This is a genomic window from Clostridium sp., from assembly GCF_022482905.1.
In the GTDB taxonomy this organism is placed as follows: Bacteria; Bacillota; Clostridia; order Clostridiales; family Clostridiaceae; genus Clostridium_B.
Genome location: NZ_JAKVOI010000001.1, coordinates 304,895 through 322,978, shown reverse-complemented (window position 1 = coordinate 322,978; position 18,084 = coordinate 304,895). Strand labels below are relative to the sequence as shown.

Here is an 18,084-nt window from a genome sequence, read left to right as displayed (position 1 = left end):
TTACTTCACCTTCCTTTTTAGAAATGTATCTATCAACTTTTTAAAGTCACTCTTTGTAAGTTCCTTCTCCTTGCAATTAAATAAAGCACCAACTGCCGCCTCTTTGCTGTGGCCGGTAAGTGCCTTGCTGTTTTCAATCAAATCTTCAACAGGATATTTTACATCTGCCATATTATCACTCCTTTATCGTTCCCCTGCCAGAGATTTTATTCATGACAGGAATATTTTTTCTCTTAATGCTTTCCAATCTAAAAAAATCCACACTGAGTTGACCCACTGTAAGTGGATCTGCTTCTCTATCTTCTCTTATGCTAGATATTGTCAGATATCTTCTATCAGCTATATCCAAAGGTATTTTTGTATCCTGGATCAGTTCATTTTCTACAGTAGAAATATAGTTGTTGGCTTCGCCCTTGTTTCTAGTTATAAAGTGGCACCGTATGGTCTTCAATATTTTATTAGCCCCAAACGTTGCCGGTGCGGGTTCAACCTTTAGTATCCTACAAAGCACAGACGGCACAGCAAAGTTCTTCCTCCAGTAGTCCGTATATACTTGCAAGCTTGTAAGACTGGTTATATAACTGGATACAGCTTCAATCCATGGATCTACTGGAGATTCGTCATCTTCATGCAGTGCTATAACAGTAAACTTCAAGCCCCTTGCTATGGCATCCCATTCCAGATCCACAGTATCCTGCCCTATGGTTCCACCAAATATACAGGTAAATGTCTCATTTGTCTTTGCATCTTCTATAACCTGCATATCCAATGCTTTTATGACTTTGTCACTTAATGAATCAAGATTCTTAAAAGTAGTCCTCTCTTCATACAGCCATACTTCTATGGTCCTCTTGAATCCAACTACCTCTCCATTATCAGTATCATCACCCTGTAATACTACTGCATAGGGTTTTGGAGTATCTTTTGTCGGGACATTTGGTTCATAACATTTATTATTAAGTTCTGGGATGCTGTCTATTAATTTTTGCCTTATTCCTGACCTCATATCTATTCACTCCAATACCTGATTATTTCATTGGCTACATTATTTTTATTCTTTTCCAGAGTATCTCTTAGAATTGACATAGGTTTCATTCCTTTTACTTTCTTAGCAAAATGCCTTTTTCCATCTTCATCAAGCCAACTCAGAACTTTTTTATTTACCGGCACTATAGGTCTATGCATTGGTCCATATATTCCAGTACCTTCCTCCAACCATTGTCCATATTCTTCGCTGTGAGCCAAGTATAAGGTATATTTTCTGCCTTCAACTTCCACTCCACCTTTCAAACCTCTTCTAGCATCTCCACTTCTATCCTTCCAATAAGCCTTTGATTTGGCTTCATTAACCAATAATGGTCTTATCTTATTGTCAAGCAATCCCTGCATCCCATTTAATTTATGTTCTATAAAATCATTAATCTTTGTTCCCATAAAATCACATCCTTGCATGAGTTAATCTATACGATCCAGGTCACATTCATATCCGCAGATTGTATCACTCATTATTATAGGATATACAGCTTTTATCTCGAATTTGTCACCATTACTTGTAAATTTAATTGACTGTGTTGGTTTAACATCCAATCCTGCATCCTTATCTGCAATCATTTTATACCTGCTGGTATATGAAATACCTTGAACACCTGAATTTATACTAATATTTACTGAATTAGTGCTGGTACCAATATAAATCAACACCATTATAGTCTTATCAACAGTTTCATTTTCAAAGGCACCATCCACCTCTTTTTTTACAGTCATAGTAAATGTTATATCAGTGGGATTCACAGCTATTGCTTTGTTGATTGCATTTATAATTTTGTTCGGATTTATCCTGGCCATCAGCAACCATCCGCCCTTCTCATGGAAGTTTTATATCCTGTATCTACAATTGGATTAAGTTCGGCTTTTTCCTCTAAATAGTCAGCTTCATAAATACCGGCTAAATTATTCCAATAATCCGGATCTGCGTTTTCTATTTCTACAGAACCCACTTTTATGCTTTTGTCTGTATTTGCCTTCATCAAGCAGCCTCTCCAGCTTGCTTTGAGAACATTATTATCATTAACCTCAAGCAGATTTTGAAGTTCTTCATCTGAAAATATTGGATACTGGCTTTCATTAAGATTTACTTTCAATATTTCCAAAGGTGTAAATGTCATAACTATACACCTGCCTTTACTCCTTCTCCTTCTTTACCGGCTGGATTAACCGGAGGAGTTTCAGCTTCCTTTGGAATTTCTATATCGGCATATCTGCCTAATTCTGTTACATCAGATTCTTTAACATCAAATTCCTGTCCTTCTTTTAAATACTCACCATTATATTTGATAAATTGTCTTGCCTTTGCCTTGAATGTCTTCTCTGTGGTACTTGTATCTTTTTTAGCCATTTCTTAAACCATCCTTTCTTAATAGAATTAAAGAGCAGCCTCATTTGACTACTCTAATTAATATACTGTTGCAAAGAATACCTCATCTGCCCTGTCAAAGCTGACTATAGGCATTACAGATACCTTTGTATCTACTGTTACTGGATCTTCTTTTACCATTGTTGTAACTGCAATTCCCGTATCAACTATATAAGTATCCAGCTTGGATGATCCCGACTGCTTGTCAAATTCCTCCGGTGTTGTCCCATAGACAGTGTTTCCGAGGGTTGTTCCACTCATAAGAGTTATCTTCCCATCTGCATAATATGGAATTGCATCTGCACCCTCCTCTGGATTGTAAGTAGTATCCTCTAGAAAAATAACCGTCAATCCAAGAACTTCCTTGGCAAATTGTACGTAATTAGCCTGTGATAAAATTAGGGAGGTATTCAGATTACTGTTCTTAATGTGGTTGGTAATTACAGTGTTTATTAAAAATGTACTGTCAAACGTCTTCTCTGTTAAAAGCAGCACTGTTGGTTTTGCATAATGGTCATCTGTTATAGCTTTCTGAAATGCTTTTACATCACCCACTATATCGGCATCAGGATTTGTCCATTTATCATCAGCAGTTAAAACTTCCCTGTGATTCTCAGGAACGCCATAATCAACTACTATATCACCATCTTTTGAAGTAAAATTTAACACTCCATTTTGAATTACACTGGCTCTCATTTTCTTGGCAGTTATATTTGCACCATCTATCAGGTTTGAATAATTCTCAAATACTTGGCCTAGTAATGCATTTACAAAGTTTTCATTGTTAGCTCCAATCGCATTCTGCAGATCTCTTCTTGTTGTCTCGTCAATACCCATGCCCTCTTTAAAGAAAGGTATTTCAGTAGATTTGACATTCAAGTCTGCACTTAACGCCCTCATCTTGGTTGCTGCATCAAAGGTACTCATTCTAAGTGCAACTGCCTTTTTCTTAGCCCCTTTTGCCATTTCAAGTTTTGTGCCGGTTACTTTTTTATCCGGAAACAATACTTTGTCGACTGTAGATTCTGCCGGCAGTTCTTTAATGTAAAGTGCAATATTCTTTGAACTTATATAATCGCTTAAATTCATTAGTCAAATTCCTCCTTCTATTCTCCAAAAATAATTAATTTCAAAGCAGATTTTTCAATTTCCTTTATAGCTTCATCTGCATTGAATTTAACTGCTGATTCATATAAGGCACCATGGACAAACACCGGCACTACTTCCGTAGCATCATCAGCATTTGCCGTAGGTGACATGGAACCTTTGAAGCTTACATCCTGATACACGACTCCCCATACATCTGTAGTTGTAGTAGTTGATGTAACTGGCTTTCCATCTTTAGTTATCAGAGTACCTGCTGTTAATACTTCATTGGTATCAAGTAACGTGGCCACATCACCTTTTCTAACCTTTAATGGAAGTGATATAAAATGATCCCCTGCAATTAATCTCAATTTATTTTGTTTTGCACCAATTGTATAGCTTGATTGTCTCATTACTTTTCACATCTCCTTTTTATTATTTAGCGAAATCCTCCAGCCCTTTGGCCTTTAAAATTTCAGCTTTCTTCTTACCCAACTCCGTTGCAAAATTGCTTTTTACTGGTTTATTCCCATCTGAGCCACCTCCAGTATCGAATGATCCTGTTCCATTGATTTCTTTCTCAAACAAATACTCATGTGACTTCTGGAGTGGCTCTATTTGTTCTTTTAGTCCTATGATGTTATCTCCATCAACCTTAAGCTTATCCTTATCAATAAGTGCCATAACTAACTTCTTATCCTTAACGCTATAGGCACCTAAGCCTTTTTCTAAAGCATTATTAAAAGCAATATCTCCCAGCTGTTTTTCATATGTTTCTTTTTGAGTTTTATTATCTGATTCCAGTTTTTCAACTTTTTCCTTTAAACCCTCAGTATCTTTAAATTCATCCTTAAGTTTGGTAATTTGAGTATCCCTTTCTGACACTTGCTTTTTGTATTCTTTAGCCTGCCCGTTTACCTGTTCAAATTTATCTTTAGGGATATAAGCTCCGCCAGATATGTCTTCATAATCCTTGTTTTCATATTCTTTCTGCTTATCAGCTGGAAGCTGATTATATAGGGCTTCCCCTATGATTTCCTTTAATTTTGCCATTTCAGTTCCTCCTCACTTTTTACAAAATAAAAAGCCTTATTTCTAAGGTTTTACTCTGATTGGATATAATTTAATATTAAAAATTGGTATTGTATCTGATTCTAAAGTCATGTCAAATTCACTGATTGTTTCCCATGGTACACCAAATTCTGTACACAACCTTACAGTTAATTCTTCTGCATCTTCCCCGGATAAAGTTATGTTCTTCTCTTCACCATCTTTTATAATTTGAACAAGTCCACCCAGATGCCTATTGCTAATGTCATAATGGAAATATATTTTCGTAATATCATTAAAAATTTCGCTATGTAAGCTGTTCATCTCATTTAAGGTATTTAGTATATCATCATTTTCAGCGATATCATTTACAGTAATAGACGGAGATTCATATGTCTTCTTGAATATATCCTGCTTGCATGGATAGAATTCACCATTTACACCTTTTATAATGTAGTCCCCAACACTGGCATACATGGTACCTTCTAATGTAGATATTGGAATTACCGGTTTATCTGGATTCTTATAACTTACTCTCATTTGCCCCATAAAATCACTTAATTTATCCAAGCTCTCTGCTGTGTCTAGAAATTGTACGGCTTCAATTACAACTGGCTTCTTTTTATACTTCCCCATTTGCCCAATCCTCCTTGTTTCCAAATGGATTTATAAAATCTTAATTATTTATTCTTGTTGTTTCAAGTGCGTCTTTTAATCGTTTAGCAAACTCTCTTACACACTTATTGGTATTTATTTGAGGCCCATAATATATTTCAGCCTCTCTTGCAGATTTATACGGTGAAAAACCAATATCTTTATTCCCAGTACACTCGGTAATTGCTATAGCCTGTATATTAAATAAATTTACATAAGTGACTCCATCTGTATCTTTAAGTTCATAACATACATAATTATCAGCCTGTTTTCCGCTTTCAGCCTTTTTATAGTTTTCTTTGAGCTTTATCAATTCATTTTCTTCTGCAGTACCGCCTAGGCTATTTCCACCATTCAACCAGATTAAATAATCTTTCATTTCTACCTCCTTAATTTTGGATATAATAAAAGCACTCACTATTTTCTTTTAGTAAGTGCTTTTAAATGGTAACAATAACTTCTGTATTAAATTCTTTTTCTAGTTGCTTTAGTTTACCTAAAAATTTATCTTTATAGAAATAAATACTATAATAGTAATATCCAATATAATCATCTGTATCTTCTTTATCAAGGAATCCAGTATACTCGAAAACAACGGATTGCTTATCTCTTTTTAACCAGTCATTAACTTCATTAACTATTAACACATCTTTAGTTTCAACTTTTAATACTTTTACTGCTGCTCTTATCAATTCATCATCCGTTAATTTTCTTTTACTAAAAAGCTCTCTAGTATCCATTGTCTTCTTCACCTACCTTCAAAATACTTGATATTTTTTGAATCATTTCTTCTGTGGCTCCCATTCTTATTAAAAATTCTTTAAGTCTCGGGTTTTTACTTTCTGTTTTCATTTTAATTAATACTTTATATTCATTTCTATCTAATGTTACAAATCCATCACCACTTATTGGATAGAACCTGTTACTATGGCAACCATATACCCTTCCATTGACTTCAAAAGTATCATTTACTTTATTATACAATCCTTTCTTTATATCTTCAATATCCTTGTTGTAATCAACATATGGAAGTATTATTGTAGTCTTATCCTTTGGATTAGAATTTTTACCTATTGATTGAAGCCTGTGCCTTTTAGCTAACGGAGGTTTATAATTTTGTATTTTTTCTAATTCCGCAGCATTGACATTATTAACATTAGATTTAACCTCTCGAACCTGAATATTGATTTTGCCAGTTTGGGAGTCATAACTTCCCTTAGCTTCAACACCTGGGTACTTTTCGCTTTGAACCCAATTATCTATATTAGACTTAATTCCCGGATTGGCCCTATCTTTACTCCAATCCTTCATGGTTTCAACACACTTGTCTAATTCCTCAATCACTTCTGTCATATAGCATAAACAATTAGGATGCTGCAGTGGCAAATCCTCTGGTGCAAACACCTTCCTGTTATATTCGTCACATATATCCCTTCTGCCATGCATGCGCATAAAATGGCTGGGGCTTAAATTCCACTTGAGTCCTTTACAAAATGGATTTCTTATTGCATTTTGTATTAAGGTCTCAGTTTGGGCATGTGTAATTGAGGTCCTCGCCAGCCTTTGAGCTTGGTAAGATACTTTATTGGTGATTCCTGCCTTGAAACTTTTAGCTGTTATCCTGTTCTTCGGATTAACATATTTGTCAAGCTCTGCTGCAAGTTCTTTAACATTGGCTCCTTTGGCAATATTGGTCTTTATGATTTTATCTATTTTACTGCCATTGTCGCCTGTTATATTCCAAAGCCTCTTACTTAAAGTCTTGCCATCCTTGTAATAACTGCCTGATATAAGCTGTTTTACCGCATTGCTTGATACCTTTGTTATAGTCCTTTTCAGAGCTTCATTGGTAGCTTTATCAGGTGAAATAATGTCTACAAAACTAAGCTGCACACCTTTCTGTATATCAGAACTTTTGTATACATTATTTTTAATTGTTTTATTGAGATTATAATAAAGCTCTGTCCTGTATTCATTAATTATTTTATATTGCTCTATTTTATGGTACCTGGTTCTGGATTGAGGCATACTTAAAATTTCACCAATCAGCTTGTTTCCAACATCTTTGTAAATATTAAAAAGTTCTTTTTCCTGTTCAAAGTTCAAGGATGCAAATTGTTTTCTAGCATCAAGAATCATCTTTTCATATTCATTCATAATTATTCACCAATATTCAAATTGTTATCAACGCCATTGTTTAATTCACTGTTCAGACCTTCAGTAAATGAATCCTCTGAATTAGTCAACTGTGATTTCTCTTTAAGTATTTCATTCCATTCATCCTCGGCATTTTCTGTGTCTGAGTAATCCTTGATGTAAGACTGGTGAGATCTTACTCCACTATCGACTTCACTCATTGCCAGCGTTTTCTTTGCTTCATCATCACTCGGCAGAGGATAGTTATGCTCAAACAAGGTACTATACTTCAATTGATTCCATGATTTATCATACTTTCCCAGATAACACACTTCCCCAACTTCCTTTATAAATTCAAAAAGTCCTAAAAAAGCCGGAGTCCAATCATTCCATTTTTCTTCACACCTGGAAATCAAATCATTATAAAGATATCCCATAGCCTTTGCGCTTGGAATATTGTTCAGATCCTTCAATTTGGGCATATCCATAGTAAAATTCATATCTGCTTCAGCCCTTTCAAGATAGGCTTCAACAGCTGCATTGTTACCCATTGTATACTCCATCCTTTGAACTACCGCCTGTTTGCCGTTATCGGATGCACTATTATTTGTCTTTACTGCATGAAGTGCACCAGGAGCTATTGTAAATTTGTTGACATCATCTTCATTTCCATCAATAACAACTTCAGCACCAAACATCTGAAATCTCAATGCATCCCTGAAATCACTAACAGTCCTGTTGTATTGATTCTGTATATCCATTAATTCCTCTACATCAGATTCACCAAACGAATTATTTAATTCTCCGCCATTTTTTATCAACCAGCATGGAATAGTTGAAAATCCAGTATCAACTTCTATTGTCATATTCTCCTGAAGATCTGAATTCTTATATGTTTCTTTTTTATACCATGCCTGCTTTTCCCCACCTTCTGTAAATTTGTAATAATAAGTATGGAGGTAATAGAACTTCTCTGTATCGGACTCTTTATATACATTCTCCTCATCTTCTTCAAAGAACACAACATACAAAAGCTTCCCGTTTTTCTCCTTGTAATAGAAATTCTCTATTGATTCATATTTAATGACCAGTGGAGAATTAGGGTTTGCTTCTACCCTAAGCAAAACTCTTTTTTTAACCGATGACTCTAAAAATGCCTTTTTAGTTGTCGGCCAGAAGGAGTTATCATCCAATACATCCTCAATAAATTTTCTAAGTTCTTCACACTTTTCTCTGTCTTCTTTATTGTCGGGTTTGAATTTTAAAGTAGGCCTTACCCCAAACATCCAGCGTGCCTGCTTCCGGAGTAGCGGTTTGATCTTATTCCTTATATCCTGTGTGGGCTTGTAATCACAGTTATCATCCACCGGCCAATTTTGCCCATATAATATTGGTACATGTTTAGCCATTCCCAAATCTATGGATTTGCCTTTATAAAAAATATAGTCTTTTCTTACTCTTATTCTTTCCTCTAACTCATTACCGGGTAGATTCAACAATGTATCTCTTATTGATTTAGCCTGTCTTTCTTCGCTGCTTTCCACTAGAACACCACGCCTCCTTTCCTTCCATAAGGATCTACAGGTGCATTTTTAACAACACCCTTGCCTTTGTTGTAAACACTGTCTGCGTATTTTTTCTCTTTTATATCAGCAACCTCATACCCATCAAGGCCATACCATATAGCTGAAAATGTATGTGGATCAATATTAAATTCATCCTCTATAATCTCTTCATTCTTGTCTACAGCATAGGTTAAATCTTTAAGCTCTGCTATAGTATTGGTGCAATTTGAGGAACAAATTATTTTTTTAAACCTCTTTACCTTCTTAGTATTCTGAAGCCTAGAGCCTTGAAATTTTTTAGCTCCTCTAATATTAAAACCCTGCTGTCTATAATATTTAATTGTCTTAGGTTCAGCTGAATCCGCATTTATTTGTTCCTGGGTGTCTTTAAATTCCGCTATCTCAATTGCAGTTCTATCGTCTGTCATTTGATTTTTATAATACTCCCAGTAGATATAAAGTATCTTTTTATCATCATCAATACACGTTCTTACAATAGCATTGTATGAAGTTTCAAAACCAAAATCCATGCCAACTCTCCTGATTGGATTTTTTATATTACCTATAGCTTGAAGCACTGCATAATGTGGAGCAACTTCAAATTGTGGAAGTACTCTCCTGCCATTTACCCCAAATCTGCCTCTCCTGGCTATTCTGTATAAATCAGGGTCATATGTTTTCAGTTCATCAAGCTGCTGTATATAGCTTTTGGGCAAAAATAAATTATCATCTGCAAGTGAATGATGATAATATGTGTTGCTTCTTACAACTATTCTTTTTTTATAGAGTTCCTCATCATCAAGTGTGAATATTTTCTTCTTTTCATCTTTAAAAAAATGCTTGTATGTCCAATTATCTTTCGATACAGGATTGGTTGAAAGTATCATATGCAATGATAGGCTTGGATGCCTCAAACGGCCTAGAAGTTCCTTAAATCCTGCATATTTTACCTCTGAACATTCCTCTATCCATACTATGGAAACATTATTTATAGACTTAAGCTTTGAAGGTTTATCCATTCCCTTAAATATTATCTTAGACCCATTGGGGAATTTAACCTGCATTGGCGAAGCTGTGAACTTGATTCTATCATCAAGGCCCATATCAATTACTATTTCCTCTAAAAGGGAATAACAACTGTCCCTTATAGTATCAAATACTTCTCTTACTACAAGTGCAGTTCTTTTCTCTTGGAGCAGTTTCAGGATCAATTTTAAGGCCACATGATAACTCTTTGACGATCCATAACCTCCAACTAAAAAATAGAATTTATAATCCCAGTTAAAAATAAAATCTTCAAAGCTTGGATTTACTTCTTTTTCTATAAGCATTATTCATCACTTTTTCTCTTTATCATAATTTCTATAGGCTTATCTTTGTCAGGATTCTTGACTTTATCTACTTCAACTCTGAGTTTCTCAATCCTAAGTTTCTGCTCCTCTGTAGCCTTATCCCAATTATTGTGAAGCATTTCATCATACTGCTTGATAAGACTTCTTAATTCAGACATAGCTCTACTCTGTGCTTTCAAGAATGTAGCCTGTCTATCCCAAGCAAATTGAAACTCATATTCATACTCCTTCTCTGATTCATTGGTGGAAGTTTTCTGTGTACTTCTGTCCTTGGTCTTGACCTTGGATCTTTTGAGTTCCTTAATCATTTCTGATTTTTCAGTAACATCCATAATTCTCTGGGACCTTGCTATGGCCGTATACTGAATTATTATATTTTCCCACAGCATATCCAATGGATCTTTAACCATAATATCCTCCACTATATCTATTGTTTCAGGTGGAAAAATCTTAGAAAAAAAGCCATGCGTTTCAGCGTTTTTGTTCTTTGCTGGAGCTCCATGACCTTTCGCATTTTTATTATTATAGGGTGCACCCTTTTTATTTTTGTGTGCACCCCTTTCTTTTTTCTCCTTAGACCAATTATATCTTTTTACCCAGGACTTTATCGTATTTAAACTAACATTATATTTTTCTGCTAAATCTTTATATTTCATCCCATTTAAATAATCATATTTAGCCTGCTCCTTTACATCCGGCGCTCTTGCTTCATTCATCCATCACCACCTCGTTGCTAGTTGCCTTGTTTGTTTTGAATATGTAAAACTTAAAGCTATACATAAAGCACTCATAACAGAGTACTTTTTGATTTATTACTTTTATTTTCTATCTATTTTAAAGCTATTTTTTCTTGCATAATTCTCAAGTATTATTACATTTTTGTAACACTCGATCATTTCATTTTTGTATGTTTTGATATAAAGTGATCGACAACTTTTATCATATCTATTATCGTATTGTTGCCTAAAATAATAAAAATATTTTGAATTAACTATCCCATTAAGCGCCAGAATTAAATCACTATCTAAAAATTTTGCTAACACAAATACACTTTGTGAATTTATATTTATTTCTTCAATATATCTAAATATATAATTAAAATACTCTTCTTTTATTACGTTTTTACCAGTATATATTGTTGACTCATCAGATATATCACAAAATTTCTTATTCAAGTCCAATTCTATCGTTATTCTTTTAGTACCATTTATTATTTCATCAATAGGTATTTTTATACATTGATTAATCTTATATAATTCATCCTCTCTTGGTATATAAACTTGAATTATATAAAAAATAAAGCTACCAAAATATGCTAATCCTAAATCTGAAGATAGTTTAAATATAAAGTCACCCAATCCCCACAATATATCTGGGCATGAATCAGTTAATCTATATAAAAAGATTATACAGAAAGAAATTATGGCACCAATTGACAGACATTTATTTTTTCTAATAAATTTTTTGATTTTATTCATTGCCTAATAATCTCTCCTAAATTTAAAATCTATATTTTTATTAAAATTAATCTTACATTAACCGTTAAGAAGGCTTCGTAATGGCATTAACAGCTACTCCATATTCGTCTTCATTATTATCCTCATTGTATCTACTCATGTATTCAAATTCAAGCTCTTGTTTATAACTATTTTTCATATATACATCGTTTGTTGTAAATACAAGTTTATATTTGCCTATAGGATACTCAATAAATGTAAGTGCAATAATATTTGAAGCTCCAACAGCCATTCCAAATTGCGGCTGAATATTCTCCAGAATTAATTTATCATCTCTATAAAAATCTATTTTAACTCCTATGCATGGACCTAATCCTATATTAGTAATTTTTAACTTAAAAACATCTATAATTTGATCCATAAATTGCGTTTCAATTCTATTTATAAAACAAACTCCTTCTGTAAATCGATTATCCATAGTAGAATCATAAAAAATTAAATATCCTGATGGCAAATTATAATCTCTACTAAATGAGTGATCTTCTAATGATTGATTATCTAAACACGGTATAACTTCTAATCTCTTCATTTCTGATTGAAAATCCTCATTATCATCTTTATCATTATCTTGATGTTTTAGTGTATAGTATACACCACCTAGAGTAGTCATTCCTCCAATAACTCCCCCTATATAACTTCCCCAAAATTGAAGCCAGTCTGTATTTGATGTACCATTTGGAGATGGTGGAAAGTTTAAAAAAAGTAATCCATATATAATTAAAGAAATCAATATGATTATTGTTAAATATATACCTATAGTTATCCAATTTATATTGGCAGTTCTTTTATTTCTACTCAAATTCATCCCTCCTTAATACCCCATATATTCGCCGTAATCTCCAAAATTCCTCCCAAATTAGCAGGAATTTAACATAAAATGTTGAATATTGGTATTAGAAGGTGGTTGACTATTATTGGAGATGGTTACTATGGCTGGCAATACAGGTGATGGATACCGTAAAGGTGCAGTAAAGCAGCGTTCACAAACTCATAATTCTAAAACTGATTCTTGGGTTGAAAGAGACTCAAAAACTGGTAGATTTAAAAATAACAAAACTTCAAGTTCTAAACCTTTTAAAGGTGTACGTAAAGAAAAATAATATATATTAAATAGTCTAGCCAGCCACCTTTATTTAAAAATATTATTGTCCCTCAATACCTGATATAAAGCATTTGACAACCTTGTTACATTCTCCTCATTCTGCTCCCATCCACAAAATTCAAATATACCATGTATTATTTCATGTAATAGAATGCTTTCTCCATACTGCTTTTCTAACCCTTTTTTAATTCTAATTTCTTGTTTGTCAAAAATTATTTTACCGTCAATGTTTAGATCGTCTTCGTCACATGTATCAACCAATCTAATATTATAATCTATCCCACCAATTTTTATGATTTCAGGATGGCTCAATATCCTCACCTTCATTCCAGAACATATCTACAAATACTACTCTTACACCTGCAGGAACATATCCTTCTCTCTTTCCTATTAGGACACTTCCTGCAATATTCTTCAAAATCACTGTAATACAGCTTTGTATAATATTCATCATCACGTTTCAAGTTTATCACTCCAAACTTTTCTCCACGCAAAATAAGCACCCAAAATAACGGATGCTTATTTAAAGGAGACATATAAAATTATTGTCCAGTGGTGGTTGCACTTAAGTTTATCGTGCCCTGCAACCGCAGACACTTTCTTATTCAAATAATAGGGGGACTATTATTTTTAAGATATCTCTTACTATATTTATCATTTTACAGGTCATTTATTGCAATTTAATGTCATATCCATTAATTATTTGTAACAAAATAAGCACCTGAGGGGCTGGCTCAAAATGCTTATTTGTGTATAGGGAACTATTATATTAAACTTATCTGAATTACAACTTCGATTATTATTTTATCTTTGTGCTGTTAAGAACATATTAACCACAGGTTAAATATAATGACACCCAACAATACGTCAGGTGCCGATACACAATATATAGGAATTTATTTTATTTACGGTTTCCCGTATTGGTGGCCCCATTTTATCCTGGAGCCATAGACTTATCAAAAGTTACAACTTTACACAATATCAGATTACAATATTATAAAAGGCACGTCAAGGACACTAAAAAGGACACTTTTTATGCCTGAAATTTTTATTACTTTGGCTCTATTATTGAGTTTGATAGCATTTTGACAAGGACATTTTTCTATAGTTTTATTCCGTCTATTCCAAAAAATAATATGCTCAAATCCTCAATAGCACTTCTCACATCCCTTCCTACTGTTCTGACATTAAGGTTAAAATGTTCTGATGTTTCTTCATAGGTAGGAGGTATATTGTCCTCAACTGGATCTATATAAATATATTTAATAATATTAAATCTTCTCTCTTTTACATTGCCATCATTTTTACATATGGCCTCATAATATTTCATCGCCTTATTTATATGTCCGATTATGATTGAAGTTCTTATTTTAGTTCTTGTCAAAGCTTGTGCGTACTGTTCCTCATCATCTATAGGATCTATTTCATCTAATACATCTATTGCATTTTTATCATGAATTCTATTAATAGAACTATCTGCAAGCCCATTATGAACTTTTAAATCTCTGTAATGTTTAAGAAGCAGCCTGGTATTCCTTAACCTCCTGTCATATCTTCTTTTGGTCTTGTAATACTCCTGCTCCTTTATATATTTTATTCCTTCTCTTACTCCGATTTTTACAGCTTCCTCATAATCTATCTTATTCTCCATACTATCAGCCTCCCACCTATTTATTACTTATGTCTATAAAAAACTTTGCTGCACATCACATTTTCTTTTATTCTCGATTTCAGCTATCCTCTTCTGTAATGACTTCCTGTGCTTCTCTGAAGTGCTGTATCTCAAAGCAAGCTTCAAACTATCAATCCTGTTTAATTCCTGCATACCTTCCCTCCCTACTTAACAGAATGGTTCATCTTCCTGCACCTGTTTACAGCCATGTCCACAACTTCAAATATCATATTCTCCTTCTTTTTCGCTTTCTTAGCCTTCCTTTTCTGCCAAATCTGGTATGTCAAAATAGCCTTTTCTCTACAAGTTAGTTCATTCATTTAGCAACTTCCTCTCCATATACAAAACGCCGCACACTGCATCTTCTGCCAAATCCTCTATGTGGTATTTTCTCTCGAATCTCTTGGTTATCCTGATTTTCTCTTTGAAATTTTTATACGGTACCACAATTATATTTGTCATTTCACCACCTACTTTTTAAGATTTTCCATGTATAATTATTTGATTTCTGCACATACTATTCACATGGAGATGATAAATCCCCAGTGTTTAGTTTCTTTCATAGTTCCTATACCAAATAACATTGCGCCAAGGAGTGAAATCCTTGGCTTTTGTTTTGGTAGTAATTTTGCTAACTAATCCCACTTTAATCTTTGTCCACAATGTTTACAAAATGGATCCTTGTACCCTACCCATTCTCTACACTTACAGCTATAAATCTTGGCACCCTTGTGAAATACAAAGCTTCCAATTTTAATATCCTTATCGGCTGTCAAGTGAGTTGGACTCTGAGGTATCTGCTTTTCCAAAGCTTCCACACTTGTCTTAAAAGCATATTTAATCTCTGGACAAATCCACTTGCTTTTTAGTTCCTGCCTCATGATATCTAAAGAATATTTATAATCTTCCATTTTTGCCCTTCTTCCACATTAATCTAAACAAATCCATCTCTATGTGCATCTATCAATTCCTTTTTCCACTGCTCATATGAAGGAATATCTGGATCGTGTTCATTCCTCAATATAGTTTTAAATGCCATATATCTCTCAAAGCTTAAATCCAACTCAGATTCTTTTGTGTCATGCTCTTGCAATATTCTATCTGCCTTTTCTACCTTATCCAGCAGTTCTTTGAATTCCTTATACGATAATGTTACCGTCGCAGTATCAAGCATCTATCTCAACTCCATCCTTCCTTGCCCTATCTTCCCACCTGGACTTTTCTCCCATCAGCTTGGCAACTTTCTTGAAATCTCCATCAAACTCAGCTTTCTCAATTTCATTTTCTAGCATGGCAATTCTCTGTCTGTAGAACTCCTGCATCAACATTGTCTATTCCCCCTAACAATTAGCTTTGTCAAACATGCTTAATTGTGGATCTTCTATAGGTGCCTCAATAAAATTCCCAAAATCATCTTTTTTAAGTTCCTTCTCTCCCCAATACCTACCATTCTCTTTATCTACTTTCTTTAGTGTAGTGGTTATACTATGGTTAAATTGAAGCGCCTTATATTTATATTCCTCAACGGTAGGTTCTCCAATGTCATTTTCAGCAGGGAATTGCTTGTATTCTGTAGGAGTTGACAATGTAAGTTTTAAAGCTATATCTCCACTTTCAAATTCTCCATTATAGACTTTCTTTATAACTTCAATTATTTGCTCATTCAAGCTATCAATAACGGGTTGGAATACCGGACTATCTATGTTTACAGCTAAAACCTTCTTTGATAAATCAACCTTTTCATTCACTTTTTTCATTTTCTTTTATTCTCCCTTCTCTTTTTCTGAAGATCACTATATTCAATCCATCCATATCTATCTCCATATTTTAATGACATTGCTACCCACCTAAAGTCCATGTCCGGATGCAGTGATTTCAATAGCTTGAATTTGAACTCTCCCTGCTGTGTGCCATATCCCTTCACGTCAATATAAGTCTCCGTGCCATCAAGGTTATACACTAAAAAATCTAACGTATATGTGGCAGCTCTTTCTGTTTTGCCCTTATATTTGAACTTTGGTATCAGTGTAAACTTAGGCTGTAACTCAAAGTTTTCTATCATCCCATATGCTTTAAGATGTTTAAGGTATTCATAGTATTTTGCTTCATCTTTACTATCAAAGGTTATGCCATCCGCAATGATTTTCTTGGCATTGTATTTACTTCTCATGTTGCCCTCACCTCTCTACATGTGAAATCCTGCAGGAGAAAATTTATTTATGTTGCATTCATCACAGCTTTTAGCAGTGCTTTTCACAACTTTCTTGCTGTTTCTCCAGCAATGCAAGCATCTATCTTCAATCAATTTCTTTCCACACTTGGCACAAAAGTTACAAGGCATTTTATTTTTGTGGCCACAATGTGGACACTCGAATACTGTTGAATATTTAGATTTGTAATTCATTTAATCACCTGCTATTTATCAAATTTTCAGCATCTGCAACAGCTTTCAATATGGGATATACTTGCTGCGGTACCACTGTATTTCCCAAAGCTATACTTCTGTCCACCCTGTTGGGAATCCCATCATCCACTCCAAGAACCGGGGATTCGGATATCTCCCAATAAGTTCTGGATGCTTTTCTCCTATACTTCCTGGAAGTACCTTCCCATGAGTCCCGTTTTTTTCTGACGGTGTCAATGCCCGTATAGGCTTGAAATTCTGGGACGCTGTAGGAGTCGCATAAAAATTCCTTATAAAATCTCTCAAATTGTTTTTTGCCGTTCTCCCTGCTTTCTTTGATGCTTCCGGAGTCCTCCACCCTTTGAAGTCCGTTGCTGTTGGAGTAGGCAATAATGAATATCCTTTCCCTTTTGTGTGGAGCTCCAACTCTGTTTGCTCCATAGCAGCACCATCCGACACTGTACCCCATCTTGGCCATGTCCCTGAGAATTCCTCCAAAGAACCGTCCATCCTCACTTGACAGTAGCCCTGGTACATTTTCACCCAGGAACCATTTTGGTTTAAGAATGCGAATCCTTTCTGCTGTTTCAGGCCACAAATTACGTTCATCGCCAGATGCCTTATGCTTTCCTGCAACGCTGTGAGGCTGGCACGGAAATCCTGCTGATAAAACCGTGATGTCTCGTATTCCTTTTTCTCTAACAGACTCAGCTGTGACATCTCTTACATCCCTCCATTTCGGCACATCTGGCCAATGTTTTTCAAGTACTTTGGTTGGATAATCGGCAAATTCACATTGGCCAATTGTCTTGAATCCAGCCCATTCCGCCGCAAGATCTATACCTCCTATCCCTGTAAACAAGCTAAAATGTGTTAACATTCGATCCTCCTACCTCCCTCTGAGTTCATCCATGCATTTCTTGCATATATTCTTGCCTTTCCACTTCACTACGTCCCTTGCTTCCCCGCAGAATACGCACGCCGGGCTGTATTTCTTGAGTATTATCTGATCCTCGTCTTTATATATCTCCAGTGGTGTACCTTCCTGAATGCCCATGGTTTTTCTAAGCTCCATTGGTATTACGATTCTCCCTAACTCGTCTACTTTTCTTACAATTCCTGTTGATTTCATT

At 34.6% G+C, this 18,084-nt stretch carries 32 protein-coding genes and 1 pseudogene; 1 reads left to right on the top strand and 32 read right to left on the bottom strand.

Annotated elements, in window-relative coordinates:
• The 18 genes and pseudogenes from LKE46_RS01850 to LKE46_RS01765 form a co-directional block, all read right to left on the bottom strand.
• Complete coding sequence (locus LKE46_RS01850; RefSeq protein WP_291717887.1) at positions 1-171, bottom strand: hypothetical protein; 171 nt, start codon at positions 169-171, stop codon at positions 1-3.
• 4 nt (positions 172-175) lie between these two features.
• Complete coding sequence (locus LKE46_RS01845) at positions 176-1,006, bottom strand: hypothetical protein (RefSeq protein WP_291717885.1); 831 nt, start codon at positions 1,004-1,006, stop codon at positions 176-178.
• A gap of 2 nt (positions 1,007-1,008) precedes the next feature.
• Positions 1,009-1,434 (bottom strand): hypothetical protein, encoded by a 426-nt coding sequence (locus tag LKE46_RS01840; RefSeq protein WP_291717883.1) that lies wholly within the window; start codon positions 1,432-1,434, stop codon positions 1,009-1,011.
• A gap of 21 nt (positions 1,435-1,455) precedes the next feature.
• The gene (locus LKE46_RS01835) at positions 1,456-1,845 is read right to left on the bottom strand and encodes a hypothetical protein (protein ID WP_291717881.1); all 390 of its coding nucleotides are present in this window, start codon (positions 1,843-1,845) and stop codon (positions 1,456-1,458) included.
• Positions 1,845-2,165, bottom strand: a complete 321-nt coding sequence (locus tag LKE46_RS01830) for a hypothetical protein (protein WP_291717878.1) — start codon at positions 2,163-2,165, stop codon at positions 1,845-1,847. Before LKE46_RS01830 ends, LKE46_RS01835 begins: the two co-directional genes overlap by 1 nt.
• A 2-nt stretch (positions 2,166-2,167) precedes the next feature.
• A complete protein-coding gene (locus tag LKE46_RS01825; RefSeq protein ID WP_291717876.1) occupies positions 2,168-2,395 on the bottom strand; it encodes a hypothetical protein in 228 nt (75 codons plus the stop codon).
• A 57-nt stretch (positions 2,396-2,452) separates the two neighbouring features.
• Positions 2,453-3,502: a major capsid protein gene (locus LKE46_RS01820; protein WP_291717874.1), complete on the bottom strand. Its 1,050-nt coding sequence runs from the start codon at positions 3,500-3,502 to the stop codon at positions 2,453-2,455.
• A gap of 17 nt (positions 3,503-3,519) precedes the next feature.
• Complete coding sequence (locus LKE46_RS01815) at positions 3,520-3,912, bottom strand: hypothetical protein (RefSeq protein ID WP_291717872.1); 393 nt, start codon at positions 3,910-3,912, stop codon at positions 3,520-3,522.
• Positions 3,913-3,934: 22 nt separating this feature from the next.
• Positions 3,935-4,552, bottom strand: coding sequence for a phage scaffolding protein (locus tag LKE46_RS01810; RefSeq protein ID WP_291717870.1), 618 nt, complete (start codon positions 4,550-4,552; stop codon positions 3,935-3,937).
• Positions 4,553-4,936: 384 nt separating this feature from the next.
• Positions 4,937-5,185, bottom strand: a pseudogene (locus LKE46_RS17775) (hypothetical protein); the annotation flags it as partial.
• A 40-nt stretch (positions 5,186-5,225) separates the two neighbouring features.
• Positions 5,226-5,582 carry a hypothetical protein gene (locus LKE46_RS01800; protein WP_291717866.1) on the bottom strand — a complete coding sequence of 119 codons (357 nt, stop codon included), beginning with the start codon at positions 5,580-5,582 and terminating at the stop codon, positions 5,226-5,228.
• A 61-nt stretch (positions 5,583-5,643) separates the two neighbouring features.
• On the bottom strand, positions 5,644-5,943 hold the full coding sequence (locus LKE46_RS01795; RefSeq protein WP_291717864.1) for a hypothetical protein: 300 nt from the start codon (positions 5,941-5,943) through the stop codon (positions 5,644-5,646).
• Positions 5,933-7,360, bottom strand: a complete 1,428-nt coding sequence (locus LKE46_RS01790; RefSeq protein ID WP_291717862.1) for a hypothetical protein — start codon at positions 7,358-7,360, stop codon at positions 5,933-5,935. Before LKE46_RS01790 ends, LKE46_RS01795 begins: the two co-directional genes overlap by 11 nt.
• Positions 7,361-7,362: 2 nt before the next feature.
• The gene (locus LKE46_RS01785; protein WP_291717860.1) at positions 7,363-8,883 is read right to left on the bottom strand and encodes a phage portal protein; all 1,521 of its coding nucleotides are present in this window, start codon (positions 8,881-8,883) and stop codon (positions 7,363-7,365) included.
• The gene (locus LKE46_RS01780) at positions 8,883-10,235 is read right to left on the bottom strand and encodes a PBSX family phage terminase large subunit (RefSeq protein ID WP_291717858.1); all 1,353 of its coding nucleotides are present in this window, start codon (positions 10,233-10,235) and stop codon (positions 8,883-8,885) included. The genes LKE46_RS01785 and LKE46_RS01780 overlap by 1 nt, the downstream gene beginning before the upstream one ends.
• Positions 10,235-10,972, bottom strand: coding sequence for a phage terminase small subunit (gene terS, locus LKE46_RS01775; RefSeq protein ID WP_291717856.1), 738 nt, complete (start codon positions 10,970-10,972; stop codon positions 10,235-10,237). The genes LKE46_RS01780 and terS overlap by 1 nt, the downstream gene beginning before the upstream one ends.
• A gap of 102 nt (positions 10,973-11,074) precedes the next feature.
• On the bottom strand, positions 11,075-11,734 hold the full coding sequence (locus tag LKE46_RS01770; protein ID WP_291717854.1) for a hypothetical protein: 660 nt from the start codon (positions 11,732-11,734) through the stop codon (positions 11,075-11,077).
• A gap of 64 nt (positions 11,735-11,798) precedes the next feature.
• The gene (locus tag LKE46_RS01765; RefSeq protein ID WP_291717852.1) at positions 11,799-12,572 is read right to left on the bottom strand and encodes a hypothetical protein; all 774 of its coding nucleotides are present in this window, start codon (positions 12,570-12,572) and stop codon (positions 11,799-11,801) included.
• 130 nt (positions 12,573-12,702) lie between these two features.
• Between LKE46_RS01765 and LKE46_RS01760 the strand changes: the two genes are divergently transcribed.
• Complete coding sequence (locus tag LKE46_RS01760; RefSeq protein ID WP_291717851.1) at positions 12,703-12,873, top strand: hypothetical protein; 171 nt, start codon at positions 12,703-12,705, stop codon at positions 12,871-12,873.
• A 29-nt stretch (positions 12,874-12,902) separates the two neighbouring features.
• Here the strand turns inward: LKE46_RS01760 and LKE46_RS01755 are convergent, their stop codons facing one another.
• From LKE46_RS01755 to LKE46_RS01690, 14 genes are all read right to left on the bottom strand, one after another.
• Positions 12,903-13,202, bottom strand: a complete 300-nt coding sequence (locus LKE46_RS01755; RefSeq protein ID WP_291717849.1) for a hypothetical protein — start codon at positions 13,200-13,202, stop codon at positions 12,903-12,905.
• On the bottom strand, positions 13,174-13,326 hold the full coding sequence (locus LKE46_RS01750) for a hypothetical protein (protein WP_291717847.1): 153 nt from the start codon (positions 13,324-13,326) through the stop codon (positions 13,174-13,176). Before LKE46_RS01750 ends, LKE46_RS01755 begins: the two co-directional genes overlap by 29 nt.
• Positions 13,327-13,977: 651 nt before the next feature.
• Entirely contained in the window at positions 13,978-14,526 is a 549-nt protein-coding gene (locus LKE46_RS01745) for a hypothetical protein (protein ID WP_291717845.1), read from the bottom strand.
• Between the two features lie 33 nt (positions 14,527-14,559).
• A complete protein-coding gene (locus LKE46_RS01740; protein ID WP_291717843.1) occupies positions 14,560-14,700 on the bottom strand; it encodes a hypothetical protein in 141 nt (46 codons plus the stop codon).
• 11 nt (positions 14,701-14,711) lie between these two features.
• The gene (locus LKE46_RS01735; RefSeq protein ID WP_291717841.1) at positions 14,712-14,867 is read right to left on the bottom strand and encodes a hypothetical protein; all 156 of its coding nucleotides are present in this window, start codon (positions 14,865-14,867) and stop codon (positions 14,712-14,714) included.
• Entirely contained in the window at positions 14,860-14,994 is a 135-nt protein-coding gene (locus LKE46_RS01730) for a flavoprotein (protein ID WP_291717839.1), read from the bottom strand. Before LKE46_RS01730 ends, LKE46_RS01735 begins: the two co-directional genes overlap by 8 nt.
• 188 nt (positions 14,995-15,182) lie before the next feature.
• On the bottom strand, positions 15,183-15,458 hold the full coding sequence (locus LKE46_RS01725; RefSeq protein WP_291717837.1) for a hypothetical protein: 276 nt from the start codon (positions 15,456-15,458) through the stop codon (positions 15,183-15,185).
• A 23-nt stretch (positions 15,459-15,481) separates the two neighbouring features.
• The gene (locus tag LKE46_RS01720) at positions 15,482-15,721 is read right to left on the bottom strand and encodes a hypothetical protein (RefSeq protein WP_291717835.1); all 240 of its coding nucleotides are present in this window, start codon (positions 15,719-15,721) and stop codon (positions 15,482-15,484) included.
• Positions 15,714-15,875: a hypothetical protein gene (locus LKE46_RS01715; protein ID WP_291717833.1), complete on the bottom strand. Its 162-nt coding sequence runs from the start codon at positions 15,873-15,875 to the stop codon at positions 15,714-15,716. The genes LKE46_RS01720 and LKE46_RS01715 overlap by 8 nt, the downstream gene beginning before the upstream one ends.
• Positions 15,876-15,887: 12 nt before the next feature.
• Positions 15,888-16,304: a hypothetical protein gene (locus tag LKE46_RS01710; RefSeq protein WP_291717830.1), complete on the bottom strand. Its 417-nt coding sequence runs from the start codon at positions 16,302-16,304 to the stop codon at positions 15,888-15,890.
• Positions 16,301-16,717 carry a DUF1064 domain-containing protein gene (locus tag LKE46_RS01705; protein ID WP_291717828.1) on the bottom strand — a complete coding sequence of 139 codons (417 nt, stop codon included), beginning with the start codon at positions 16,715-16,717 and terminating at the stop codon, positions 16,301-16,303. Before LKE46_RS01705 ends, LKE46_RS01710 begins: the two co-directional genes overlap by 4 nt.
• Positions 16,718-16,732: 15 nt before the next feature.
• Positions 16,733-16,951: a double zinc ribbon domain-containing protein gene (locus LKE46_RS01700; protein WP_291717826.1), complete on the bottom strand. Its 219-nt coding sequence runs from the start codon at positions 16,949-16,951 to the stop codon at positions 16,733-16,735.
• A gap of 4 nt (positions 16,952-16,955) precedes the next feature.
• The gene (locus LKE46_RS01695; protein WP_291717824.1) at positions 16,956-17,831 is read right to left on the bottom strand and encodes a DNA cytosine methyltransferase; all 876 of its coding nucleotides are present in this window, start codon (positions 17,829-17,831) and stop codon (positions 16,956-16,958) included.
• A gap of 9 nt (positions 17,832-17,840) precedes the next feature.
• Positions 17,841-18,083 carry an AbrB/MazE/SpoVT family DNA-binding domain-containing protein gene (locus LKE46_RS01690; protein ID WP_291725516.1) on the bottom strand — a complete coding sequence of 81 codons (243 nt, stop codon included), beginning with the start codon at positions 18,081-18,083 and terminating at the stop codon, positions 17,841-17,843.
• Position 18,084 lies beyond the last annotated feature (1 nt).